Here is a 25,512-nt window from a genome sequence, read left to right as displayed (position 1 = left end):
GAGCTGTCGGAGCTGTCGGAGCTGTCGGAGCTGTCGGAGCTGTCGGAGCTGTCGGAGCTGTCGGAGCTGTCGGAGCTGTCGGAGCTGTCGGAGCTGTCGGAGCTGTCGGAGCTGTCGGAGCTAAATTTAGCGGGTTCCAACGGAACTGACCATCATTTATTTCACTAATTTTACCAATACCCGGAAATGGTAAATGTGCAAATGCAACGAAGGTTTGCTCTTGAGCAAAACGTTTAAAAATTGCTAAACGAGTTTCACTGGCTTTGACCGGATCGACATCAAAATCAACAGATAACTTGGGTTGTTCAAACTGTAAATGATAGGAATGAACCACATCGCCGAGGATAGCAAAACTTTTAGCTTGCGACTTTAAGATAAAAGAATAATGCCCTGGTGTATGCCCAACACTCGGTAGTACTTCTAATCCATTAATCACAGAACCAACGCTAAAAGTCTTAAAACTCCGCATGGTCTGATAAGGCGCAATCGCAGCTTTAATTTTTGCAACGGTTGCTAAATAACCGTCACGTTTTTCGGCAGCTAAAGTGTTGACGGTGCTTTCACTTAACCAATACTGACTTTCTTGTTCATTGACGTAAATCGTTGCATTTGGAAACACGGCCTTACCTTGTTTCGCAATGCCACATGCATGATCTGGATGTAAATGGGTTAAGAAAACACTGCGTACACGATTAAGCTTATAGCCGGCCGCTTCAATGTTTTGTGCAATAGAACCTAAGTTTGGTCCAAAACAACTGGCTGCACCACTATCGACAAGACTGATGCCGCCTTGTCCATCATCAATCAGATAGGCATTGACACTGGTTTGTATACCTTTACTCTGATCAACCGCAAGCTTTTGAAATAAGGCACTGACTTCTTCTGGAGTTAAATTTTGTTTAAACAAATCAGGACTTAATTCGAGTGTCCCATCTTTTAAAGCAATGACTTTATATGCACCCACTTGGAAAGGATAAAATCCCATGGGCTGTGTCACATTCGTTTTGATTTCCGTTTGAATAACTGCCGGCTCTGCACTGACAAACTGGCTGGTTAAAAGTGTTGCTGCAAGCACAGCAAAACTAAAGTTTTTCATTGTTGACCTATATCACTTTTATTATTTCATGCAATGAAGCAAAGGCTTCAAAATTAAAAATTTTAAACGCCTGTATTGTGCCTGAAATTCAGGCAAATTTTAAGTCTAATACTGGATAAACATAGCACTAACTTAATACAGGCTTATGTAAATCATCCTAAACTTTAATGCTCAATAAAATAAAAACTGAATGCAAGAAAACTTTAAGCTTGGCATGCTATATTTTCGCCAGTTTTTAAATCTATACGTCTGTACAGTGCTATGAGTGAAATTTCCCCGTTTAAAGGTAAATCTGGACTTAAACGAATTTTTAATGCAACGCAATATTCCCTCGACGGATTCAAAGCTGCTTATCAAAATGAAGCTGCATTTCGACAAATTGTCTGGATGAATATTGTGCTTATTCCCACCAGTTGCTTACTCGATGTGAGTCGTGTTGAACATGCCCTTATGGTAGTGGTGTGTTTATTTGCCTTGATTGTTGAGTTATTTAACTCTGCCATTGAAGCCGTGGTCGACCGGGTATCTCTAGACAAGCATCCACTTTCTAAAATTGCCAAAGATATGGGAAGTGCCGCTCAATTTGTCGCTTTAGCAATTATTTTTTTTACTTGGTTAATTATCCTTTGGCCCTAAATAAAGGGGGTCTCATTATATTTGCAGGGTTATGCCCTGCTTTTTTATATCGACACACTTCAATAAATGGATTTAAGAAGATTTTAAAGCCATAAAAAAACCCAGCTTTCGCTGGGCTTTTTTCGAATCAGTTCAATGCTTAGTGAGCAGCGAATTGGTTCATTGTGTTTTTCGCATCGTCACCCGCTTTAAGCGCGTTGTCACCAGCGAAGATTTCTTTGTGGTCGTCACCGATGTCTGAACCAGCCATTGCTTGGTGTTTCACACATGCAATACCACCGCGGATTTCTTTACGTTGTACGCCAGCAACATAAGCCAACATACCTTCAGAACCGAAGTAACCTTGAGCAAGTTCATGTGTAGAAAGCGCAGCTGTGTGGTAAGTCGGAAGTGTAATTAAGTGATGGAACACACCCGCTTCACGAGAAGCATCTGCTTGGAATGTACGAACTTTTTCGTCAGCTTCAGCAGCTAATTCAGAGTTATCGTACTCAGCGCTCATTAATTTAGCGCGGTCGTATGCAGATACGTCTTTACCTTCAGCAACCCAACGATCGTACGCTTGTTGACGGAAGTTTAATGTCCAGTTGAATGATGGAGAGTTGTTATAAACAAGTTTCGCATTTGGAACAACTTCACGTACACGGTTAACCATGTGAGCAATTTCTTCAACGTTTGGAGTCGCAGTTTCGATCCAAAGAAGGTCAGCACCATTTTGAAGGCTAGATACACAGTCAAGTACAACGCGGTCGATTTGCGTGTCTGGACGGAACTGATACAAGCCAGAAGCAAGACGTTTTGGACGGTGAAGTTTACCGTTACGCTTGATTAGGATTTCGTCTTCTTGAGCTTCTGAAATGTCAATTTCAGTTGTGTCTAAGTAGCTGATGTATTGAGAAGCGATGTCGCCTGGCTCTTTAACCACTGGGATTTTTTGAGTCAAGTCAGCGCCTTCAGAGTCAGTACGAGCAACGATGATACCGTCATCAAGACCCATTTCTAAGAATGCATAGCGAAGAGCGTGGATTTTCGCGATGAAGTCTTCGTGTGGAACTGTAACTTTACCAGCTTGGTGACCACATTGTTTAGCGTCAGATACTTGGTTTTCGATTTGTAGTGCACAAGCACCCGCTTCGATCATTTTCTTAGCTAGTAAGTAAGTCGCTTCTTCGTTACCGAAACCAGCGTCGATGTCCGCAATAATTGGCACAACGTGAGTTTGGAAGTTGTCGATTTGAGCAGTGATTTCTGCAGCTTTAGCAGTATCACCTGCTTCGTTTGCTTTTTTAAGCGCACGGAATAAGTCGTTTAATTCTTTCGCATCAGCTTGGCGAAGGAAAGTGTAGATTTCTTCGATCAATGCAGGAACTGAAGTTTTTTCGTGCATAGATTGGTCAGGAAGTGGACCGAATTCTGAACGAAGAGCTGCAACCATCCAACCAGAAAGGTAGATATAACGACGTTCAGTTGTACCGAAGTATTTTTTGTTCGCAATCATTTTTTGTTGTGCGATAAAACCGTGCCAGCAACCTAATGATTGAGTGTATTTGCTAGAATCAGCATCATAAGCAGCCATATCACGACGCATAATTGCAGCTGTATATTTCGCAATGTCTAAACCAGTTTTGAAACGGTTTTGCATTTGCATACGTGCAGCATCTTCTGGGCTAATATCGCGCCAAGTGCTTCCGAATTTTGCTTTTAATTCACGGATTGCATCAATCGCTGTTAAGTATGTAGACATGATATGTTCCTGTAATAATATTAGGATTTTTCTGCAACGTAAGGCTAAAATCATACCCTCGAATGATTGTTCAGATTTAGAACACTTCGTTGCGATAGACACAGAGTAGATTGACTAAAAAAATTAATCCAATATTCTGCATTAATTTTCGGTATTTATTTAAAAAATATGTAGATTAAAGTCGTATTATAATAATTAACCAATATATATAAGTACTTGTATTTAAATACTTTTATTAATTTATTTTGCTGAATTTTTTGTCTATTTTTCAAACATTTTGATGAATTATTCTTCATTAGACTTAAGTCGACTGAGCATTCACTTTAAAAAAAAACAACATTTTTTACGCCATTTTTGCCCAAATTTACCGAGCTAAATACTCGGTTATTCCGTCTTCAAATGATCATGTAAATGAGATATTTCATCTAATTTTTTGTTTTATGAACATCACATCGCATAAACAAGATTGCCCCGTATTTTTATTTCATTCACTTAAAAATATCGGTCTAAACAGGTAATAAGTATTTAAGAAGTATGTGCTACGACTTCAACAAATTTGTCTTAAAACTGCCAAATTTTAGTACAAAAGTACACGTCATTTTTTCATCCATTTTTTACACAAGCCTTAGTAGTTATGGCATAATCAGATAAATTTCATGATTTTATTGTCGGTATTTATTTTATGAATCTGGAGCGGGTCGATCTCAATCTATTAATTTATCTTGATGTACTTCTTCGTGAAAAAAATGTGACTCGTGCTGCCGAGCAATTGGGTGTAACTCAGCCTGCGATGAGTAATATTTTACGTCGTCTACGCAACTTATTTAATGATCCACTTCTTATTCGTTCTTCAGAAGGTATGACACCTACTGAACGTGCGCTTGAATTACAGCCACGTATCCGTGATGCACTTTCTGACCTTTCGATGATTTTGGAACCCCGTACCGAGTTCCGACCTTACACTTCAAATCGTGTCTTCCGCATCATGACTTCAGATTATGCTGAAGCAACACTGGTGCCGCGCCTCGTAAAAGCTTTGCGCTCAGAAGCGCCAAATGTGGTTCTGGACTTTTTAACGCCTAGTGATGTGTCTTATCGAGATATGGAACAAGGTAAAGTCGACTTGGCGATTAACCGCTTTAATGAAATTCCGCAAAGTTTCCACCAAGTTTTGGTCTGGCGTGACAGTTTTTCATGCCTTTTAAATGCCAAGCATCCTGCTGCAAATAATTTAAACCTGAAAAGCTATCTAGATGCACAACACATTTGGGTATCTAAAACAGGTATGGGTGTCGGTTTTGGTGTCAATCCTGAAAAACAAGCGGGTCTAGGTTGGATTGATCAGGCTCTAGAACGTATTGGCCAAAAACGTAAAATTTCAGTTTTTACTCGTCATTATCAAATGCCTGGCTTATTGGCCTCGAATGTTGATTTGGTTGCGACTCTGCCAAGCCGTATCGCTCGCCTTCAAGCCAAAAGTCAAAACCTGTTACTTCGCGATCCACCATTCTATATTCCTGAATTTGAATTAAAAATGGCTTGGTGTCCATTACTTCATCATCACCCTGCTCATCGCTGGTTACGTCAACTTATATTGTATGTTGCACGTCAAATGATTGAAGAAGAAAACCGCGAATACTTAATGAATAACTCTCAGTTTTCACAGTATCAGTAATTAATTCTTTAATTCCTTATTAATTCAAACGTATACTGTCACTATATAGGTAGTAGTTAAGACTACTACCTTGCCCATTTTTGTGTTAGAAATACAGAAAAATAGAATGAATCACAAACAGGTGTATTCGTGAGCCTTTTCCAAAATATTGTCATTATTATTCTCCTGATCGTCGGTGCGGGTTTTCTTTCATTAACAGAAATTGCCCTTGCGGGTGCACGAAAAGTAAAACTTAAAATTTTGGCTGAATCTGGAGATTCACGTGCACAACGTGTGCTTGACTTACAAGCCAACTCAGCAGACTTTTTCGCCGCATCACAAATTGGCTTAAATGCTGTGGCAATTCTTGGCGGTATTTTGGGTGAAGGTGCTTTTCGTCCTTACTTCATTAGCTTAGTCACTCGTTTTTATCAGGGCCCGTGGACTGAAACTATCGGTTTCACCCTGTCGTTTACTTTAGTCACATCCTTATTCATTCTATTTGCTGATTTGATGCCAAAACGTTTGGCGATGATCGCACCTGAAAAAATTGCCGTTGCTGTTGTTGACCCGATTCAAATCTTTATTAAGGTGTGTAAGCCAATGGCGTGGGTGATTAATGCCATTGCCAATTTGTTGTTTCGTTTATTCAAAGTGAACACAACACGTGATGACAATATTACCTTTGACGACATTTCAGCCGTGATGGATGCCGGTGCTCAAGCTGGTGTACTTCAAAAGCAAGAACACCACTTTATTGAAAACGTATTTGAGCTGGAAGAACGTAACGTCCCTTCAAGTATGACTACACGTGAAAACGTGGTGTACTTTACCCTAAAAGAATCAGAAGCCAGTATTCGTCAAAAACTCGCTGAATTTCCGTATTCGAAGTTTTTGGTCTGTAGTGAAAATATTGATGACGTGATTGGCTATGTGGATGCCAAAGATATTTTGGTTCGTATCCTCAACAATCAGTCACTTCTACAGCTCAATGAAAATACTATTCGTAATGTCCTCACGATTCCAGATACATTAACACTGTCTGAATTACTCGATCGCTTTCGTTCAACCAAAGAAAAATTTGCCGTAGTAATTAACGAATACGCGTTGGTTGTCGGCGTTATTACCCTCTCCGACATTATGATTACCGTGATGGGCGACTGGGTAACACCGATTGAAGCAGAACAACAAATTATTAAACGTGATGCAGATTCTTGGCTTATCGATGGCAGTACACCAATTGAAGATTTAAAGCATGCCCTCGCTTTAGATGAAATGCCCGATGAAGAAAACTATGAAACCCTTGCGGGCTTTATGATGTTTAAACTACGTAAAATTCCACGTCCAGCTGACTTTGTTACTTATCATGGCTACAAATTTGAAGTTGTGGATGTAGACCACTTTAAAATTGACCAATTATTAGTGACCCGCTTACAACAGGCTGAAACTGAACTTGATACACCAGAAGAATCGGATTAATTCGATTCTTCTTTTTTCTAAAACAATAAAATATAAATACGATGGAATACGAAGATGTCTTTTTCACTTAAAGCGATTTTGACTTGCTTTAGTTTTTATACTGGGGCTTATTTAGTCTATTATTTTTTCAAAGCTCATCCGCAACCTTTATTTCTATTGCTCGGTGTTGCACTGATCGTCACTGCTTGGTTTTTAACACCTTATCCTTATGAACGTGGCAGACAACAATATGACGAAACCATGCGTTTTGGTCTTTTTTTTTATAATCCCTTAATTTTTTGGTTCCGATTTTTTAGTTGGCCGATTCGGACGCTACTGTCTATTTTTGCTTAAGCGCACTTATTGTGATCAAACTGGATCTACACGCACTTACAGTTCTCTACAGATGTTGAATATATGTAAACAGACCACTTTTTTTGAATAAAAATTAAAATAAATCGAAAAACTACCCCTCCTTAATACCTTCATTATTAATGACTATTTTTCATCAAAATAGTGATGTATTTCACATTTTCCCACCTTTGTTTTGACTGATGAAATTTCTCTTTATGCTCTGCCCTTGGATTTAAAAACAGCTTTATATTTCAAAGGAATGAACCATGTTAACCGTACTCGGTTTGGGCATGATCTTGTGCTTTATGTATTTGATCATGTCGAAACGCTTAAGCCCACTTGTCGCACTGACTTTAATTCCCCTACTTTTTGCCTTGATTGCGTGGTTACTTGGTTTTTATTTTGACAGCTTGTCACACATACAAATAAATGAAATTGGCGACATGATGATTGAAGGTGTAAAAAAACTTGCACCGACTGGCATCATGCTGCTTTTTGCGATTCTGTATTTTGCCATCATGATTGATACCGGATTGTTCGACCCTTCGGTGAAATTTATTTTAAAAATGGTCAAAGGTGATCCCTTAAAAGTCGTTCTTGGAACCATTACCCTGACGTTAATTGTCTCTTTGGATGGAGATGGTTCTACAACATATATGATCTGTGTTGCGGCCATGCTGCCACTCTATAAGCGCTTAGGTATGAGCCCACTGATTATGGCATGTTTGATTATGCTCTCTAGTGGAATTATGAATCTTACACCTTGGGGTGGGCCTACAGCCCGCGCCGCCAGCGCACTTCATGTCGACCCAAGTGATGTTTTTGTTCCGATGGTTTTACCGATGCTATTTGCCATCGGCTGGTTGTACTTTTTGGGAACCATGTATGGTCGAATGGAAAGAAAGCGTCTGGGAATTGTCCAATTGGATATCAGTCATGGTGAAAACATTCAAATCTCCGATAATCCAGAAGCCAACCGCGCAGATCTACGTTGGTTTAATGCACTGTTAACCGTCGTTCTGATGATTTGTCTGGTTTTTAGTATTTTACCTATGCCTATTTTATTCATGGTGGCTTTATGTATTGCGCTAGTCGTCAACTACAAAAATGTCGACTTGCAAAAAAAGTTAATCGCACACCATGCAGGTAGTGCTTTAAACGTGGTCGGTATTATTTTTGCTGCAGGTATTTTTACGGGAATTTTAGCCGGAACAGGTATGGTAGAAGCCATGTCAAAAGAGCTTGTGGCGATTATCCCTCAAAGTATGGGTCCCTATTTAGCACCGATTACCGCTGTCATCAGTATGCCGATGACTTTCTTTATGTCGAATGATGCTTTCTATTTTGGGGTTTTGCCAATTCTTTCAGATGCAGCAGCTCATTATGGAATTGCACCTGTAGAAATGGCACGTGCCTCCATCGTAGGGCAACCTGTACACCTACTCTCTCCACTTGTCCCTTCGACCTATTTACTCTGTGGACTTGCGGGTATCGAGTTTGGACAACATCAGAAATTTACCATTATCTGGGCTGTGATCACGTGTTTTGTCATGTTAGCCGCGGGTCTAATCTTTGGAATGTTTCCGTTTTATTCGAGCTTAACTTAAAATTTTAAAGATAAAAAAGCACCATCAGGTGCTTTTTTATGCTTAACAATAGAACTAGCCAGTGCTTTACACTCACAGGTTCATTTGTAGTAATTAATGCTTTGAAATTAATGCTTCTAGAACTGCTTCATAATGAATGCGAATATCATCTTCTAAAATTTTATAAACATTGTCGAATTGCACCATTGGCCAGCCTTCTTTCCAAAATGGGAAAATATTATGCAGGTCATGAGTCACCGTTGCGTCTTCACGTACAATTGCTTGTGCAACTTGTGACAATACTTGTGCAGTTTCAGCACCATCAATCGCTAAATAATCAATTCCACGAACTTTCAAAATACGGATACGGTCTTTCTTATAGCGAATTTTTTTACTTTGGCCTTCATTTAAGCCTAAAGCCAGAGTCACAGCTTCAACAAATTTATCTTCAAATGCTTGATTTAATTTCACCAAAGCTTGTTTATGAGCCTCTTGACGACCAGCTTTCCCCCCACTACGAATCACTTCATTTGCTTCAGTATTTAAAACATCTGATTTCATCGACTGAAGAATGTCTAGAATTTCGATATCGCTTAATGTTTCAGGAGAATGATCAGTCATAAACTGCCTATAAAAACTTAATATTCAATAAGTATGTATTTTCGCATAAAAGAAGGATGAAAACTGCGACCTTCACTATAGAAATTGCGATTTCTCTTATAATGTTCAGATATACAACATGATTTAGAAAAAAGTTCTGTTAAAAATATCGAAATCAACTATATTATTTTCACGCTTTAATATTAACGTCACAATATGACTCAAAAGAAACAGGCTGCGCTTTACCTTCAACAACTGAAACAGCAATATCCAGCAGCCTTTAAACATAATTATTTATTTTATAGCCAACTGAAAACTCAAGGCATTTTAGACGAACTCAAAGAACTCATTCCTTGGGTTTTGGCGGCGATAATTTTTATTTCTTTGAGCATGAGTATTGGTCATGCAGTGCAACTGTATTTTCCTGATATGAGTGAGTTTCGAGCTCATGGTATTGCTGTACTGAGTATTATGCTGTTTTTCATGCTGGTTGTGCCCTTAGTCATCAAGCAAATCAAACACAGTTCAATGTCCCTGTATCAAAGTTTGAAGAATACGCCATTCAGACTTGCGATCGTGATTTTATTACAATTACTCAATATCGCCTTTTTACAAAGCACCTTCGTTCAATCTGTATTGTTCTTTTTCGCCATGAGTTTCGGCTTTGTGCGTTTTTATAAAGAAAATCTATTCAAAGGTGGAAGTAACACCCAAGAATACTATTTTCTGCAAGAGACACGTCGTATTGCTTATTGGTCGTATAAACAAATGCTTAAAGCAAAATTACGTTTAACACTCAGCAATCCAAATCAAGCAAATCATAAACAGTTATCTGAGCGCTTTACACAGTTCCAAAATTTGCACATACAAATGCTACATCAGGAAAATCAGCTATGTAAAAAGCTAAAGCACCAAAATGTTGAACATTATCTTGATGAGTTAATGAAATAAGTTGACTTTGGTGTAGTGAAAAAAACTTTAATTCACTGCTCAAAATGTCATTCAATACATCAATATTTTTGAATATTTTCAACTTATATGCATGAATTGATTGATTTTAAAACAAACACCATCAAATACACTTGCCAAGGTCCATTTCGTCCTCTATTATTGCGCACATGCCCGAGTGGTGAAATCGGTAGACACAGGGGATTTAAAATCCCCCGCCCACAAAGCGTGCCAGTTCGAGTCTGGCCTCGGGCACCATTCTTATACTTTTAAGATTGGTGCAATAAAAGATCCAGCAATTTGCTGGTTTTTTTATGCCTAAAATTTATAAATCTATTATTATTCAATGCCAATATCTTCAGATTTTGATCTCCCTACACTACAACTCAAGCATCCCGATGCCTTTTATCAACGGCTGCTGTTTGCGCATTTCAAAATTATCAATCTAACGCCCACTGCACCCGTTTTAATCTTTAGCTTTTGCCTGATACTTTTTATCTCACTTGGCAGCGCCGCACTTGGGCATATACTTTCAACGGCACTTTCAATTCACGTCCCCAAAATGGCGTTCAATCTTGGTGTATTGATTATTCTTCCTTTGATCTATTGCTATGTTTGGTATGCACATTATCAAGCACGTTTTAGCAGTAAGTTTGCAGTTCAACGTCTGCAAATACAGCTGTATCTCCTTGGGGGATTCACACTTATCCTCGCTACTAACTTTAAATATCTACAAACAGATGTATTAAACCTCATCAGTCTCTGTGGACTTTTTTTCAGTCTTTTTTTATGTGTATTTACTGAATTGTTTTATAAACGTGATAGCAGTGCCATTGAACGAGTAAAACTACAATAGCTTCGCCAACTGGCATTTTGGTCTTATCAACAATCCTTAAAACAAAAAGAGCATCAAACGTATTTCTACGCCCTACACTTACAAGCCATGCAAGAAGAACAGAAACTATCAGCATCGATCAAATCATCCTTTAAAGATTTTATAGACAAAGCTAAATAATTTTTTAAATCCCTAGACACAAAAAAGCCCTGTCACTACAGGGCTTTTTTTAAAGTTCAATTACCATTCTCGGTTAGCAACCAACTCTTCCATTTCAATATCCATATGGCCTTCATCTTGCAGCACCATCATCATGGCTTCTGCAATATAATCTGCAGCAGTATCATCCAAAGACGAATCTAAATCTTCAAATTGAGGTTTCATCTTATTGAGCTGTGCAACCGTTTCATTGGCAAAATGGTAGATATCAGTTGAACTTAAATCTGCTTTTGCAATTTTCTTCGCAAATTGAACAACCAATAACTTCACCTCTGCAACCAACACATCTGGGTAATATTCATCATCAAACATGGGTAGCAGTAAATCTGCAAACATACAAAACTCTATCACAAAACATTCAGGGCGCTTATATAACACAAATACTACAATTCACCAAATTTATTGGGATTCAGTATTTTCAAATCACACTGCATTCTGCATGGCTTGCCAAACACGTATCGCATCTACCGTCGCTTTGACGTCATGTGCGCGAACCATACATGCACCTTGTTGAATGCTGAGTAGATGCGCTGCAACCGAGCCTACAGCGCGATTTTGTGCATCTGCACCGCCAAGTGCTTCACCGATAAAACGCTTACGAGATAATGCTGACAGGATCGGATAGCCCATGTCATTCAATTGATAGAATTGCTGTAAAAGTTTTAAGTTTTGCTGCGCATTTTTAGCAAAACCAAAACCCGGATCAATCATAATATTTTCTGCACGCACGCCTGCGTCCAATGCATTTTGCACGCGTTGCTTTAATTCATCAATGACATCAGCCACAACATCTTGATACTGATCTAGATTATTCATCGTGGTGGGTTCGCCGCGCATATGCATAATGATCACTGGAATATCCAGTTTTGCAGCGGTTTCTAAGGCATTCGGCCGAGTTAATGCACGTACATCATTCCAGATATGCGCACCTGCCTGAACCGCTGCCTCAATCACCTCAGGTTGTGAGGTATCAATAGAAATCACCACATTGTGTTTGGATAAGGCTTCAACGACGGGTACGACCCGTCGAATTTCCTCTTCAACCTCAACAACAGATGCGCCTGGACGTGTTGACTCACCACCGACATCAATCACTGTCGCGCCATCAGCAATCATTTGTAAGGCATGTGCTATAGCTTGGTCTTTACCATTATGTTTGCCACCATCACTAAAAGAGTCCGGTGTGACATTTAAAATCCCCATCACATGTGGCTCTGACAAATCTAATTGCAAATTACCACAGTTTAAAATTTTATTAGGCAAAGACACCAACTTCATATTACACATCCCAGATTTTGCTGCGCTTATTTTAACGCTAAGTTTGCTCAGCATTGCGCTCACATGCATTTATTTTTATATAAAAAAACCACCCGAAGGTGGTTTTAAAATTTTATGCTTTTGGCAATGACGGTAATGGTGGTGGAACATCTGGACCATCCGTTGGTGTAACATCAATCACTGGATTTTCAGCGATGTACACTTTTGGTGGTTGAGGTTCACGACCTTCCATAATGTCACGGATTTGATCACGATCAATGGTTTCCCATTCAAGCAATGCTTTCACCATGGCATGTGCGATATCTTTGTTATTTTCAAGAATATCGCGTGCAACTTTATATTGTTCATCTAAAATGCGGCGAACTTCACGGTCAACTTCAAGCTGCGTTGCTTCAGAAATCACACGACTTCCTAAACCACCCATGAATGACTGCTGTGAATCATCTTCGTAAACCATGACGCCCATTTTATCGGACATACCGTATTTAGTAACCATTGCTCGTGCCATTTTCGTTGCACGTTCAAAGTCATTTGAAGCACCAGTCGACATTTGGTTAATGAAGACTTCTTCTGCAATACGACCACCAAACAAAATTGAAAGTTCATTCAACATTTTGTCTTTGTAATGGCTGGTTTGGTCATGTTCAGGCAACTGCCAAGTCACACCCAGTGCCCAACCACGCGGCATAATTGTCACTTTATGCACAGGGTCTGTACCCGGCAAGATTTCAGCAACAATCGCATGACCAGCTTCATGATAAGCCGTCGCACGACGTTCTTCTTCACGAATCACCATCGATTTACGTTCAGGACCCATGTAAAGCTTGTCTTTTGCATCTTCAAAGTCATGCATATCGACCGTGTTCTTGTTACGACGTGCAGCAAACAGTGCCGCTTCGTTTACAAGGTTAGCCAACTGAGCACCCGAGAAGCCCGGTGTACCACGCGCCAAGACTTTAACATCTACACCAGTCACAGAAGGTAACTTTTTCAAATGTACATTCAGGATTTGCTCACGACCTTTAATATCCGGTAGAGATACCATCACTTGACGGTCAAAACGACCCGGACGAAGTAAAGCTTTATCCAATACGTCAGCACGGTTTGTTGCAGCAATGACGATAATACCTTCGTTGCCTTCAAAACCATCCATCTCAACCAACATTTGGTTTAAAGTTTGCTCACGCTCATCATTACCACCGCCTGTACCTGAACCACGGTGACGACCAACAGCATCGATCTCATCGATGAAAATGATACATGGCGCATGACGCTTTGCTTGTTCAAACATGTCACGGACACGAGACGCACCCACACCCACGAACATTTCAACAAAGTCAGAACCCGAAATACTAAAGAACGGTACTTTCGCTTCACCCGCAATCGCTTTAGCAAGTAAAGTTTTACCCGTACCCGGAGGACCAACCATAAGCACACCTTTCGGAATGCTTGCACCAAGTCGTTTGAACTTAGATGGATCTTTTAGGAAGTCAACGATTTCAACAACTTCTTGTTTAGCTTCATCACAGCCCGCAACATCAGTAAATGTCACTTTGATTTGGTCTTCAGAAAGCATTTTTGCTTTTGACTTACCAAAACTCATTGGGCCATTCTTACCACCAGCTCCACCACCCATGTTGCGCATAAAGAACATGAATAACAGAATGATTAAAAGAACAGGGAAACTTGCAATCAGAAGTTGCATCAAAATACTTTGACGCTGTGGCGCTGTACCTTCAACAACAACATTGTTCTTGATTAGGTTCGGCATAAGTTCAGGATCTTGAACCGCAGGACGGATACTTTCAAACTCAGAACCGTTTGATTTTTCGCCACGAATTCTTTCGCCATCAATGGTGACTTGTTTAATCTGACCCGCATTTACGGCTGCCACGAACTCAGAATAGTTCATCGCGGTCGGTTGATTGCGGTCACTGACGTTGCTGAAGATTAAAACCAGCACGCCTAGGATAACCAGCCACAACACGGCATTCTTAAAAAGATCGCTCAAAGCTTTATTCCCATTTCTATCTAATTCGTTCAATCCCATTTACATGGGTGACTCTAATACTTACGCTGCAGAGTAGCTTCGCAATAATTTAAAAACGTACAAAATGCACAATTTTTAACGAGTTGGCAAGTAAACTTTACTTGAAAGCTTTCTTACGTCCCTGCCCGATTAAAAACACTTCTTTAGATCGAGCACGTGAAGCCGCCGGTTTTGCTGTTTTCAGCACATCAAATGTGTCTACAACTTGCTTACGGTATTCATCAAATCCAACACCTTGGAACACTTTAACAACAAATTGTCCATTTGGTCCAAGAACCTTTTGAGCAAAGTCGATTGCTAATTCACAAAGATAGATCTGACGCGGTTGATCTACAGCCTTATTACCTGATGTATTGGGGGCCATATCTGAAATTACAACGTCTACAGTACGTCCATCTAAAATTTTTAACAATTCATCGAACACTTCTTGTTCACGAAAGTCACCTTGCAAGAAGGTCACATCGGGTAAAGCATCCATTGGTAAAATATCAGAAGCAATCACCAAACCTTTGTCGCCAACAAGTTTACCGGCAATTTGCGACCAACTACCTGGTGCAGCACCTAAGTCGACAACGGTCATGCCTGGCTTGATCAATTTGTATTTTTCTTGAATTTCAAGCAATTTATAAGCGGCACGCGCACGATATCCTTCCTTTTGTGCTTTTTTCACAAAGGGGTCATCAAGATGCTCGCGCATCCAGTCACGACTACTTTTGGATAATTTCTGGTTAGTAATGCGGGTAGCCATAACTCTCTAAATAAAAAAAACTTCTCAGTCTTGATTGTACGTGAAATTCAGCACTTTTGCAGTAGACATGTGTATCTAAAAAGCATCTTAAATCATGTTTTTTTCAATAATCTTCATCGAGAAAATGCCGATTAAATACAGCGCTTCAACTTTGATTTTGCTATACTAGGTCGTTTTTAAAATTAGGTTATATTTATGGCGGCTTTATCTATTCAAGAACGTAAACGCTTACGTCAAATTGGTCACACCCTAAACCCAGTTGTAATGGTTGCGGACAAAGGCTTATCAGAAAGCGTTGTTGAAGAATTAAACCGTGCGTTAAACGACCATGAGTTAATTAAAGTGAAAGTTGTGGCAGAAGACCGTGAAGCTCGTGCTGCAATGATTACTGAAATTGCGACTGTTTCAGGTTCTGAAGTTGTTCAAACGATTGGTAAGATTGCTTTGATTTACCGCAAAGCGGCAAAACAAAATGCAAAACTGTCTAACCTTGTTCGCTACGCACACCTGTCTAACTAAGCATTTATGGCAAGTTTCGAACTCAGCGCTTTTGATCGTCGCTTTCAGGCTGTATCAGTCGTTGGTGCTATCGAACAACAAAGCCCATATACTTTAAATGTGGGTTATTGGATTCGAGACCCAAACCAACTGATTCAATGGCCTGAATTGGTATCATCTCACCCACGAATCGATTTTTTGTGGGAACAGACCTGCTTAGAAGTTTTTATTGGTGTACGCAACGAAGACTTTTATCGTGAAATCAACCTCTCCCCTTCACAAGCTTGGCAGGTTTACCAGTTTGAAGAATATCGCTATCCAGAAGATATGCCGCCACAAGCTGCTTACGATATCGAACTGAATCAGTTGAAACGGACGCACTATGGTTTAAATGTCAGTCTTGATCTGACAGAATTTATGCTGAAGTACAAACTTAAATGGGAAGATCTCTATATTGGTCTAACTGCTGTACTGAAAACCCCTCAAGGTGAACAGTACTATGCCATGCAGCATAGTAGTCCAAATGCTGACTTTCACAACAAACGTGATTGGCTACATCAGTTCTAAACTTTTTAATGTTTTGATCTTCGATAAAAAGCAAAAGTACGATCTTTTGCTTTTTTATTGCCTGTTTATTTTAAATAACTGCTTTGGAATTAAATGTACCATTCACAATAAGGGAGCCATTAATGGCTCCCTTATGCATATATAGCGTTAACTTTAAGTTTAATTCGCTCTCACCCAATCCAGCTCCCTGGAATGACTAGATTTAACTTAAGCGTTTTAAAATTCATGTCATTCACAATTAACTTTTAAGATCTGTGGTTTGATCCGTAACTTCAGCTTTCACTGGTGAAATTTTTTTCCACGCTTCCAAAGTATGTTCCTTAGAACGCTTAAATGTTTCTGTTAGATGATCTTTGTGTTTTCCTGAAATTTGGGTCACATCTTCTTTCAGCTCTTTTCCAAGTTTTGAAAGATCATCAATAACCGTATTAAACTCAGTTTTCACAAATTCTTTGAGTTCACTAAAATCTTTTTGCGATGAACCAAATTGAACTTTTAGCTGATCAAGTTTATTCAACACATCTTGCTTCAACTGACGCAATTGATCTTGCACACTGGCATTCAACTGCTTTGCCTCTGCTCCGATCTTTTCTTTGCTTTCAGTGACCGCTTCTGTGGCTTGGACACTCGCTTCTTTTGCAACTTGTTCAAGCTTTTCAGCACCTTCGATAACGACTTCTTTCAGGGAGTATTTAGCCGCTGTTTGTTTTTGTTGTGTTGCCATGACTTTGTACCTATAGTTTTTGCTGACCGAACCACAATAGCGCTTATTGATAAATTTTAATTTATGATTTGTCTGACAATAATTAATTGCTTACATTTTTCTACGATTTTGCAAAACCAAACTTTATTCTAAAATGCAAGCGCTTTATCTGCTTTATTCCTAATATTTACAATGGACTTTCAGTGGCTTTCTGCGTATAATGCCGTGTTAAGTTCAAGCGAGCAGATGTAAGGAGGGTAGGTTTTTAAGCAGCCTTCCTTTTTTTTCGTCTTCTCGCTTTTTTACAGCCTAAATTTCAGGAGCTTTGGTTTGAGCACCCCAGCAATTTTAGCCCTTGCCGATGGTACTATTTTTAAAGGTACTTCAATTGGCGCATCGGGTAGTACGACTGGTGAAGTCGTTTTCAACACTGCCATGACTGGCTATCAAGAAATTTTGACTGACCCAAGTTATGCACAACAACTTGTGACCCTAACTTACCCACATATCGGTAACACAGGTTGTAATGATGAAGACGCTGAGTCAGGTCGAATTCATAAAGTATGGGCCAACGGATTGATCATTCGTGACCTACCTTTATTGCATAGCAACTTCCGTGCTGAGCAATCACTAAGTGATTACCTTAAACAACACAATGTTGTTGCTATCGCAGATATTGATACTCGTAAATTAACGCGTATTCTGCGATCAAAAGGTGCGCAAAACGGTTGTATCCTTGCTGGTGAAAACGCGACTGAAGAAGAAGCGTTAGCTAAAGCACGTGCTTTTGGTGGTCTTAATGGTTTAGACCTTGCAAAAGAATGCTGTGATCCGACCGGTTTCGAGTGGACTGAAGGCTCTTGGGCGCTTGGTAAAGGTTTCGCTCAACCAGAACTTAAATTCCATGTTGTAGCATACGATTACGGTGTCAAAACCAACATCTTACGTATGCTCGCAGACCGCGGTTGTAAATTGACTGTCGTGCCTGCGCAAACTCCTGCTGCTGATGTACTTGCGCTGAATCCAGATGGCGTGTTCTTATCGAACGGTCCCGGCGATCCAGCAGCATGTGATTATGCAATTGAAGCTGTAAAAACAATTGTAGAAGACGCACGTAATGTACCTGTATTCGGTATTTGCTTAGGTCACCAAATTCTTGCACTTGCATCAGGTGCAAAAACTGTGAAAATGCCTCACGGTCACCACGGTGCTAACCATCCTGTACAAAACTTAGAAAATGGTACAGTGATGATTACTTCTCAAAACCACGGCTTCGCAGTGGATGCAGAAACTCTTCCTGCAAACTTGAAAGCTACGCACAAATCGCTGTTCGACCAAACCCTTCAAGGGATTCATCGTACAGACAAACCTGCGTTCAGTTTTCAAGGTCACCCAGAAGCAAGCCCTGGTCCACATGACTGCGCACCACTGTTCGATCATTTCATCGAACTTATCGAAGCATCTAAGAAGTAATTAAGGAAGCATCATGGCTAAACGTACAGACATTAAAAGCATCTTAATTATTGGTGCTGGTCCGATTGTGATTGGTCAGGCGTGTGAGTTTGACTATTCAGGCGCGCAAGCGTGTAAAGCGCTTCGTGAAGAAGGTTACCGAGTTATTCTTGTTAACTCTAACCCTGCAACGATTATGACTGACCCTGCAATGGCAGATGCAACGTATATCGAACCGATTACGTGGCAAACTGTTGCAGCGATCATTGAGAAAGAACGCCCAGATGCAGTTCTTCCAACAATGGGTGGTCAAACTGCATTGAACTGTGCCCTCGCCCTTGATGAGCACGGCATTTTAGAAAAATACAATGTTGAATTGATCGGTGCGACTAAAGAAGCAATTGAAAAAGCCGAAGACCGTAAACTCTTCGACCAAGCAATGCGTAAAATTGGTCTTGAATGTCCAAAAGCTGACATCGCTGAATCAATGGAAGAAGCGTTAGAAATTCAAGCACGCTTCGGTTTCCCTGTGATTATCCGTCCATCATTTACGATGGGTGGTTCAGGCGGTGGTATCGCATACAACAAAGAAGAATTTATCGAGATCTGTGAACGCGGTTTCGACCTTTCTCCTACTCACCAACTTTTAATTGATGAATCATTGATTGGTTGGAAAGAGTACGAAATGGAAGTTGTTCGTGACAAAAACGACAACTGTATCATTGTATGTACCATTGAAAACTTTGACCCAATGGGCGTGCACACAGGTGACTCAATCACTGTTGCCCCTGCACAAACATTAACAGACAAAGAATTCCAACTTTTACGTAATGCCTCTTTAGCAGTACTTCGTGAAATTGGTGTAGAAACGGGTGGTTCGAACGTTCAGTTCGGTATTAACCCGAAAGATGGCCGTATGGTTGTGATCGAGATGAACCCTCGTGTTTCTCGTTCATCTGCTTTGGCATCTAAAGCAACCGGTTTCCCAATTGCAAAAATTGCAGCGAAATTGGCAGTCGGTTATACCCTTGATGAATTGAAAAATGACATCACTGGCGGTACAACTCCTGCATCATTCGAACCTGCGATTGACTATGTTGTGACTAAGATTCCTCGTTTCAACTTCGAGAAATTCCCACAAGCTGATGCAACTTTAACTACACAGATGAAATCTGTGGGTGAAGTCATGGCAATTGGCCGTAACTTCCAAGAGTCAGTACAAAAAGCGCTTCGTGGTCTTGAAGTGGGTGCTGCTGGCTTTGATGAAAAAATCGAAGTGGGTACTGAAGGTGCGAAAGAGAAAATCCTTCAAGAACTTAAAGTGCCTGGTCCTGAGCGTATTTGGTACGTTGGCGATGCATTCCGTCATGGTTTCACGTTAGATGAAGTGTTCGCTGCGACGAATATTGACCGTTGGTTCTTGATCCAAATCGAAGACATCATCAAAACTGAAGAGAAAATCAAATCTTTAGGTTTTGGTGACTTAAACGCTGACAACATCCGTTCGTTCAAACGCAAAGGTTTATCTGACCTTCGTATTGCGAAATTGATGGGTATTTCACAAAAACAATTCCGTAAACACCGTTGGAACTTGGGCGTGACCCCTGTTTACAAACGTGTAGATACATGTGCGGCTGAATTCGAATCTGATACAGCTTACATGTACTCAACTTACGATGAAGAATGTGAAGCGAATCCGTCTACTCGCGACAAGATCATGGTCATCGGTGGCGGTCCTAACCGTATTGGTCAAGGTATCGAATTCGATTACTGCTGTGTACACGCTGCCCTTGCAATGCGTGAAGACGGCTATGAAACTATCATGGTGAACTGTAACCCTGAAACGGTTTCTACGGATTACGACACATCAGATCGTTTGTACTTCGAACCAATCACTTTGGAAGATGTACTTGAAATCGTACGTATCGAGAAGCCTAAAGGCATTATCGTTCAGTACGGTGGTCAAACTCCGCTTAAATTGGCTCGTGCTTTGGAAGAAGCAGGTGCGCCAATTATCGGTACATCACCTGACGCGATTGACCGTGCGGAAGACCGTGAACGTTTCCAACAAATGATTCAACGTCTGCAACTTCGTCAACCAAACAACAGCATCGTTAAATCTGCTGAAGAAGGTATGGCTGAAGCAGCTAAAGTTGGCTACCCACTTGTAGTACGTCCATCTTACGTGCTTGGTGGCCGTGCGATGGAAATCGTGTACAACGACGAAGAATTGAAACGTTACTTACGTGATGCGGTTCAAGCATCTAACGAAGCGCCAGTACTTCTTGACCACTTCCTAGATGATGCGATTGAAGTTGACGTGGACTGCGTATCTGACGGTAAAGACGTTGTGATCGGCGGTATCATGCAGCACATCGAACAAGCTGGTATTCACTCAGGTGACTCAGCATGTTCTATTCCTCCTTACTCTTTATCTAAAGAAGTTCAGGACGAAATGCGCCGTCAAACCATCGCTATGGCGAAAGAGCTTGGCGTAATTGGTTTAATGAACGTACAGTTTGCTGTTAAAGGCACTGACGTATACATTCTAGAAGTGAACCCACGTGCATCACGTACTGTTCCATTCGTATCTAAGTGCATTGGTGAATCTTTAGCGAAAGTTGCTGCGCGTTGTATGGCTGGTCAATCTTTAGAATCTCAAGGATTCACTACAGAGATTATTCCTGAACACTTCTCTGTAAAAGAAGCAGTGTTCCCATTCAACAAATTCCCTGGTGTTGACCCAATTCTTGGCCCTGAGATGAAATCTACAGGCGAAGTGATGGGTGTAGGCAAAACATTTGGTGAAGCGTTCTATAAAGCTGTGTTAGGCTCTAATGACCGTTTACCTGGCCTACCAACAGAAGGCGAAGTTAAACATGCATTCTTATCTGTTCGTCATTCTGACAAGCCTCGTGCTGTTGGTATTGCGAAACAGCTAACAGATCTTGGCTTCAAAGTCATCGCTACTGGCGGTACTTATGATGTGATTAAAGATGCTGGTATTGAATGTGAACGTGTGAACAAAGTGACTGAAGGCCGTCCTAATATCGTAGACCGCTTGAAAAATGGCGAAGTTCACCTCATTATCAATACAACTGAAGGCAAACAGGCTCAAGAAGATTCATTCTCGATCCGTCGCTCTGCATTACAAGGTAAAGTGTATTACACAACTACCCTTAACGGTGCTGATGCAGTATGCCAAGCTTTAGCAATCAAATTGCCAATGGATGTATACCGCTTACAAGACCTTACTAAAGGTTAATTAAGTTACCGAGAAGTCCCGCCACCTCTCGGTGGCGGGCTTTTTTTCATTTCTAGGTCAGTAAAAATTTTACTGATTTTTTCTTTTTACAAACATGAGGGACAACAATGCAACGTTATCCTATGACTCCCGAAGGCAAAATTGCCCTAGAGAAAGAATTACAGCAACTTAAAAGTGTTGATCGTCCACGTATTACTGCAGCAATTGCTGAAGCGCGTGAACATGGGGATTTGAAAGAAAACGCTGAATACCACGCTGCTCGCGAGCAACAAGGTTTCTGTGAAGGCCGTATCCAAGATATCGAAGGTAAATTGGGTGCTTGCCAAGTAATTGATGTTAAATCACTTGAGCAAAATGGCCGTGTGGTTTTCGGTGTGACTGTGACCATTGAAAACTTAGATACTGAAGAACAAAAGACTTATAAAATCGTTGGTGATGACGAAGCAGATTTTAAAATCAACAAAATCTCTGTGAATTCACCAATTGCGCGTGGTCTTTTGGGTAAAAACGAAGGCGACGATGTAAAAATCAACACACCACAAGGTGAAGTTGAGTATGAAATTTCTAAAGTTGAATATCTTTAATTCATTAAGATAAGCAATTTTAAGCCCCTCTTTTGAGGGGTTTTTTATTGTTCTATGTTTTTGCTTAGCCCAATATATGCTATCGAATGACCAAAATGTACGTTCAGCACTAATTGTCGACTGAATACGTCATTGTTCAAATGGCTTATTTCATTAAAGTATTATCTAAACAAAAAGAGTCATAAAACACGATGAAATTTGGACATGCAAGCCGAACAGCACAAGCTGCTGCTGCCATTCGCGCAAATCATTATCTATATGCGAACGAACCTGTTTTTTCCGACCCTTATGCCTTTCATTTCACCAGTCCAATTTGGCGTCGACTGCTTTCAAGTCGTGCATGTATAAAAGCGTTGAATAGCAAAATACCCAATCAAACGTTTGGATTACTTACTGCACAGGTGGTGGCACGTTCACGCTATGCCGAAGATCAATTAGAAAAGGCAGTACAACAAGGAATTAAACAATATGTGCTGATTGGTGCAGGTTTAGATTCTTTTGTCCTCCGTTTAGCTCAGAAATACTCCGATATTAAAATCTTTGAAGTTGATCACCCTGATACTCAGGCATTAAAAATACAAAGTCTACAGAAACTCGGGCATATTCCAGACCATGTTGAGTTTGTTTCGATTGATTTTGAGAAAGAAAATTTAGCGTATGCCTTAAAACGGAGTTCTTATAATACCGAGCAACCCGCTTTCTTTTCTTGGCTTGGAACGACGCATTATTTAAAACCAGAAATAACTATGAGCACCTTGCAAACCATTGCCGAATTTGCAGCCTCAGGTAGCGAATTGGTTTTAGACTATTCCATTCCCTATCAAGATTTAACTGGTATAGAGCGTGTCGGATCATTTGCTGTTTCCAAATTTACTAATTTTTTAAGTGAACCCATTATTGGGACATTTCACAGTGATGAGTTACACCGTGCCGTGACAAAACTGGGTTATATAGTCTTGGAAGATTTATCTGCACATGACATTACACAGCGTTATTTTGCAAATCGTAATGATGGAATACGACATACTCAAGCCACGCATTTGCTGCATTTAAAACGTACTTAAGCATTTATCTATAGTCGACATTTATAGTGAGTCAGCTAGAATGGTCACGCGAATCATTATTGCTATTTAAACGTTATGTCTGAAAAATTGATTAATTCACCTGTAAATCATTGGTGTGAGTTTGAGTTCATCTCTAAAACAGTGAAGAACCCTAATATTCACATCAAAGGTAATTATTCATATTATTCTGCATATTGGGATCAAGGTTTTGAGCGCTGTGTGGTGCGTTATCTGCATGATAAACCTGCGACTCTAGAGAAGCCGATAGACCAGCTACATATCGGTAATTTTGTCTGTTTTGGCGCAGAATGCGTGATTATGATGGGCGGCAACCAACTCCACCGAACAGACTGGATTTCAGCCTTTCCGTTTGATACACGTAGTTTTGTCCCTGCGGGTGACACAATCATTGGTGATGGCTGCTGGATCGGCTCACGTGCGATGATTATGCAAGGTGTGACTCTTGGTGAAGGTGCTGTGGTGGCTACAGGCGCGGTGGTAACCAAAGATGTACCGCCTTATGCTGTTGTAGGCGGAGTCCCTGCTAAAATTATTAAATATCGCTTTTCTGAAGAAAATATCAAAAAACTGCTTTCCCTTAAGCTCTATGACTTAGATGAAAAGCAGTTTTTAAAGATGCGGGAACAGTTGCAGACGGATGATATTGGGAAATTAGCTCAGTATTTTAATCTATGATCTTTTAAAGCCCTTTATCTACATATGACTGCCAATCTTTAATAAAATTATTTGAATGATCTAGCTCAGAGATTGATACATCTTTCAATACATTAATCAATTGATATTCAGGATCTTTACTCTGTTTAGCTCTATCATAAGCTGAAAGAATCTTATCAATTAATGTATCTGTAATTCCCAAATCTTTTTCCAAGATTAATCTATACCACTCTGCTTCTTCAATACCAGTAACACCATTAGTACCCCATGTATTCAAATTATGTCTTTGCATAAAATTGCTTTTATCAATACATAAATATCCATTTATTTTTTTGACAATTGAACTAATAAAAATATGATAATTTGTGTAAGGATTCTGCCCTATGATCAAACTAAGTAATATTAAATTCTTCTTTTGATTGTGTGTTCGCAACAACGCATATTTATTCAGCTTTTTTATTAACTCTCGACTATTTAATCTTTTATCTAACTGCAGCCCCAATAACCAATAAAATAACTCATTCCTATCATCAAGGGATTTCAACTCACCAATTCTGAATAACTGGTACTTAATGACTTCTTCAAAATCATATATATCACTCTCGTTAGACAGATGAATTGTGAAATCCACAAATTTTTCAAGATAATCTCCATTCATCTCTGAATCATAGCCATAGTATGATTTGACTGATTGTAATAATTGAGGCTTATTCATCACTAGAACAAAAACAATTTTAGGGATATCAAAAAAGTGTTTAATTCTTTCAATTAGACGAATTGCAAAATCAGGGCGACAACGATCCAATTCATCAATAATAAAAACTAAAGGTTTATCTAATTTTCCAGCTAATACAGCAAGTTCTTTCTTAAAGTCATGAATTGTTTGTTTCTCAACCTGATGATTCTCAATTTTCTTTTCGATTTTCTCCTTAACTTTTGCAGCTATTTCCTCACTTGCTGTGTCATACAACGCTTTTCCTTCTTCATATACCTCTTTAAATGCTTCTCCAGCTCCACCCAAGCCAACCCAATGCATGCCCGCTTTAGCCGCAATCATTGGTATGACAGCCGCCAACGATATTAATACTGAAGCAGTCTTAGCATTAAAATCTTTAATTTCATCATCATCAATTTCTTCTGACTCTTTAAAAGTTTGACTTATTTCAGCTGCAATCGTTAAAAATGGATCTTCCAAATAATCATTAGTAAATGCATCCAAATAGATCACGTTATGCTGAGTATCATCTAAATGCTTCGCCCAATGACGGACAAACCACGTTTTACCCTCACCCCATCGTGCATCCAAAGCAAGAACAGCACCGCAGTTTAAGCGATCAACATAACTTGTAAGCTGCTCTCCTAAACGACGGCGATCCCAAAGATCACCTTCCCATGCAGTTTCAATATTCTCAAAATTATCTTTAGGCCAGTTTAATTGGTTATCTATCATTTCTATTTATATTCATTAAGTTAACTATGTATTGAGTATAGCAGTAGC

22 protein-coding genes, 1 tRNA gene and 2 pseudogenes are annotated in these 25,512 nt (G+C 39.9%); 15 read left to right on the top strand and 10 right to left on the bottom strand.

The window, feature by feature from the left end:
* Together M5F03_RS11485 and M5F03_RS11480 are read right to left on the bottom strand one after the other, a co-directional pair.
* Positions 1 to 121, bottom strand: a pseudogene (locus M5F03_RS11485) (hypothetical protein); the annotation flags it as partial.
* A gap of 132 nt (positions 122 to 253) precedes the next feature.
* Positions 254 to 985: pseudogene (locus M5F03_RS11480) on the bottom strand (MBL fold metallo-hydrolase); the annotation flags it as partial.
* A gap of 372 nt (positions 986 to 1,357) precedes the next feature.
* On the opposite strand from M5F03_RS11480, the gene M5F03_RS11475 reads away from it, so the two are divergent.
* Entirely contained in the window at positions 1,358 to 1,732 is a 375-nt protein-coding gene (locus M5F03_RS11475) for a diacylglycerol kinase (protein WP_180076757.1), read from the top strand.
* 139 nt (positions 1,733 to 1,871) lie between these two features.
* Here the strand turns inward: M5F03_RS11475 and M5F03_RS11470 are convergent, their stop codons facing one another.
* Positions 1,872 to 3,476, bottom strand: coding sequence for an isocitrate lyase (locus M5F03_RS11470; protein WP_078192152.1), 1,605 nt, complete (start codon positions 3,474 to 3,476; stop codon positions 1,872 to 1,874).
* 682 nt (positions 3,477 to 4,158) lie between these two features.
* Between M5F03_RS11470 and M5F03_RS11465 the strand changes: the two genes are divergently transcribed.
* The 4 genes from M5F03_RS11465 (at position 4,159) to M5F03_RS11450 (ending at position 8,549) form a co-directional block, all read left to right on the top strand.
* On the top strand, positions 4,159 to 5,151 hold the full coding sequence (locus M5F03_RS11465; protein ID WP_078191331.1) for a LysR family transcriptional regulator: 993 nt from the start codon (positions 4,159 to 4,161) through the stop codon (positions 5,149 to 5,151).
* A 129-nt stretch (positions 5,152 to 5,280) separates the two neighbouring features.
* Complete coding sequence (gene paeA / locus M5F03_RS11460; RefSeq protein ID WP_078192153.1) at positions 5,281 to 6,609, top strand: polyamine export protein PaeA; 1,329 nt, start codon at positions 5,281 to 5,283, stop codon at positions 6,607 to 6,609.
* 54 nt (positions 6,610 to 6,663) lie between these two features.
* Complete coding sequence (locus M5F03_RS11455; RefSeq protein WP_078192154.1) at positions 6,664 to 6,942, top strand: hypothetical protein; 279 nt, start codon at positions 6,664 to 6,666, stop codon at positions 6,940 to 6,942.
* A gap of 266 nt (positions 6,943 to 7,208) precedes the next feature.
* A complete protein-coding gene (locus tag M5F03_RS11450) occupies positions 7,209 to 8,549 on the top strand; it encodes a CitMHS family transporter (protein ID WP_180132946.1) in 1,341 nt (446 codons plus the stop codon).
* A gap of 93 nt (positions 8,550 to 8,642) precedes the next feature.
* On the opposite strand, the gene M5F03_RS11445 is transcribed toward M5F03_RS11450, so the two are convergent.
* Positions 8,643 to 9,149 (bottom strand): hypothetical protein, encoded by a 507-nt coding sequence (locus tag M5F03_RS11445; protein WP_078191335.1) that lies wholly within the window; start codon positions 9,147 to 9,149, stop codon positions 8,643 to 8,645.
* Between the two features lie 195 nt (positions 9,150 to 9,344).
* Here M5F03_RS11445 and M5F03_RS11440 point away from each other — a divergent pair, with 195 nt between their 5' ends.
* The 3 genes from M5F03_RS11440 to M5F03_RS11430 all read left to right on the top strand — a co-directional run bounded on the left by M5F03_RS11440 (position 9,345) and on the right by M5F03_RS11430 (position 10,932).
* Positions 9,345 to 10,079 (top strand): hypothetical protein, encoded by a 735-nt coding sequence (locus M5F03_RS11440; protein ID WP_180076754.1) that lies wholly within the window; start codon positions 9,345 to 9,347, stop codon positions 10,077 to 10,079.
* Between the two features lie 169 nt (positions 10,080 to 10,248).
* Positions 10,249 to 10,334, top strand: a tRNA-Leu gene (locus M5F03_RS11435).
* 88 nt (positions 10,335 to 10,422) lie between these two features.
* On the top strand, positions 10,423 to 10,932 hold the full coding sequence (locus M5F03_RS11430; RefSeq protein ID WP_249708373.1) for a hypothetical protein: 510 nt from the start codon (positions 10,423 to 10,425) through the stop codon (positions 10,930 to 10,932).
* Positions 10,933 to 11,151: 219 nt separating this feature from the next.
* Here M5F03_RS11430 and M5F03_RS11425 read toward each other — a convergent pair whose 3' ends face one another.
* The 4 genes from M5F03_RS11425 to rlmE all read right to left on the bottom strand — a co-directional run bounded on the left by M5F03_RS11425 (position 11,152) and on the right by rlmE (position 15,206).
* Positions 11,152 to 11,466, bottom strand: coding sequence for a DUF5713 family protein (locus tag M5F03_RS11425; RefSeq protein ID WP_078191338.1), 315 nt, complete (start codon positions 11,464 to 11,466; stop codon positions 11,152 to 11,154).
* An 87-nt stretch (positions 11,467 to 11,553) separates the two neighbouring features.
* Complete coding sequence (gene folP / locus M5F03_RS11420) at positions 11,554 to 12,408, bottom strand: dihydropteroate synthase (RefSeq protein WP_218946127.1); 855 nt, start codon at positions 12,406 to 12,408, stop codon at positions 11,554 to 11,556.
* Positions 12,409 to 12,520: 112 nt separating this feature from the next.
* Positions 12,521 to 14,419, bottom strand: coding sequence for an ATP-dependent zinc metalloprotease FtsH (gene ftsH, locus M5F03_RS11415; RefSeq protein WP_078191443.1), 1,899 nt, complete (start codon positions 14,417 to 14,419; stop codon positions 12,521 to 12,523).
* A gap of 136 nt (positions 14,420 to 14,555) precedes the next feature.
* A complete protein-coding gene (gene rlmE / locus M5F03_RS11410) occupies positions 14,556 to 15,206 on the bottom strand; it encodes a 23S rRNA (uridine(2552)-2'-O)-methyltransferase RlmE (protein WP_078192159.1) in 651 nt (216 codons plus the stop codon).
* Between the two features lie 195 nt (positions 15,207 to 15,401).
* Here rlmE and M5F03_RS11405 point away from each other — a divergent pair, with 195 nt between their 5' ends.
* Both M5F03_RS11405 and M5F03_RS11400 read left to right on the top strand, forming a co-directional pair.
* Positions 15,402 to 15,725 carry a YhbY family RNA-binding protein gene (locus tag M5F03_RS11405; RefSeq protein ID WP_078191340.1) on the top strand — a complete coding sequence of 108 codons (324 nt, stop codon included), beginning with the start codon at positions 15,402 to 15,404 and terminating at the stop codon, positions 15,723 to 15,725.
* 6 nt (positions 15,726 to 15,731) lie between these two features.
* Complete coding sequence (locus tag M5F03_RS11400; RefSeq protein WP_111883891.1) at positions 15,732 to 16,271, top strand: DOMON-like domain-containing protein; 540 nt, start codon at positions 15,732 to 15,734, stop codon at positions 16,269 to 16,271.
* Positions 16,272 to 16,509: 238 nt separating this feature from the next.
* Here M5F03_RS11400 and M5F03_RS11395 read toward each other — a convergent pair whose 3' ends face one another.
* Positions 16,510 to 16,995, bottom strand: coding sequence for a hypothetical protein (locus tag M5F03_RS11395; RefSeq protein WP_249708372.1), 486 nt, complete (start codon positions 16,993 to 16,995; stop codon positions 16,510 to 16,512).
* Between the two features lie 309 nt (positions 16,996 to 17,304).
* Between M5F03_RS11395 and carA the strand changes: the two genes are divergently transcribed.
* From carA to M5F03_RS11370, 5 genes are all read left to right on the top strand, one after another.
* Positions 17,305 to 18,447: a glutamine-hydrolyzing carbamoyl-phosphate synthase small subunit gene (carA, locus tag M5F03_RS11390; RefSeq protein ID WP_078192162.1), complete on the top strand. Its 1,143-nt coding sequence runs from the start codon at positions 17,305 to 17,307 to the stop codon at positions 18,445 to 18,447.
* Positions 18,448 to 18,460: 13 nt separating this feature from the next.
* Positions 18,461 to 21,691, top strand: a complete 3,231-nt coding sequence (gene carB / locus M5F03_RS11385) for a carbamoyl-phosphate synthase large subunit (protein WP_078192163.1) — start codon at positions 18,461 to 18,463, stop codon at positions 21,689 to 21,691.
* Between the two features lie 107 nt (positions 21,692 to 21,798).
* A complete protein-coding gene (gene greA / locus M5F03_RS11380; RefSeq protein ID WP_078192164.1) occupies positions 21,799 to 22,275 on the top strand; it encodes a transcription elongation factor GreA in 477 nt (158 codons plus the stop codon).
* Positions 22,276 to 22,466: 191 nt separating this feature from the next.
* Entirely contained in the window at positions 22,467 to 23,339 is an 873-nt protein-coding gene (locus M5F03_RS11375; protein WP_249708371.1) for a class I SAM-dependent methyltransferase, read from the top strand.
* Positions 23,340 to 23,414: 75 nt separating this feature from the next.
* Entirely contained in the window at positions 23,415 to 24,035 is a 621-nt protein-coding gene (locus tag M5F03_RS11370; RefSeq protein WP_249708370.1) for a CatB-related O-acetyltransferase, read from the top strand.
* A 4-nt stretch (positions 24,036 to 24,039) separates the two neighbouring features.
* Here the strand turns inward: M5F03_RS11370 and M5F03_RS11365 are convergent, their stop codons facing one another.
* A complete protein-coding gene (locus M5F03_RS11365) occupies positions 24,040 to 25,464 on the bottom strand; it encodes a KAP family P-loop NTPase fold protein (protein ID WP_249708369.1) in 1,425 nt (474 codons plus the stop codon).
* Positions 25,465 to 25,512 lie beyond the last annotated feature (48 nt).

Source organism: Acinetobacter amyesii (genome assembly GCF_023499985.1).
Classification (GTDB): domain Bacteria; phylum Pseudomonadota; class Gammaproteobacteria; order Pseudomonadales; family Moraxellaceae; genus Acinetobacter; species Acinetobacter amyesii.
The sequence above is the reverse complement of the archived record's forward strand: the minus strand, read 5'-3'. Positions and strand labels throughout refer to the sequence as shown.